Raw genomic sequence first — 429 nt, 5'->3', positions numbered from 1 at the left:
GGCAAGAATAAAGCGGCAGGCTGTGAACGGCAGAGGCCGTGGCAGTCTCAGTGGTGAAAACAAAGGTTTTACGATGCAGGTCACCGAAACGCTCAACTCCGGTCTCAAGCGAGAGATCAAGATCACCGTGCCGGCCGGTGACATGGAAGCCAAGCTGATGGCGCGGCTTTCGGATGCCCGCAACAAGGTCCGCATCAACGGCTTCCGTCCAGGCAAGGTGCCGGTACAGCACCTGCGCAAGGTCTACGGCAAGTCGTTCATGGCCGAAGTGGTCAACGAAATCCTCAACGATTCGACCCGTTCGATCATTACCGGGCGTGGTGAAAAGGCTGCCATGCAGCCCGAAGTCATCATGACCGAGGACGAGAAGGAAGCCGAGAAGATCCTGGCCGGCGGCGCCGACTTCGAATTCCGCCTCAACTACGAGAT

General features: G+C 58.0%; 1 protein-coding gene. It reads left to right on the top strand.

The features are described 5' to 3' along the window. Nucleotides 1-73: 73 nt before the first annotated feature. Nucleotides 74-429: trigger factor (locus EN906_RS36975; RefSeq protein ID WP_281060491.1), on the top strand; the 356-nt coding region annotated here is incomplete at its 3' end.

The organism is Mesorhizobium sp. M7A.F.Ca.CA.004.06.1.1 (genome assembly GCF_003999135.1).
Lineage (GTDB): Bacteria > Pseudomonadota > Alphaproteobacteria > Rhizobiales > Rhizobiaceae > Mesorhizobium.
This window is presented reverse-complemented; position numbering and strand designations above follow the sequence as displayed.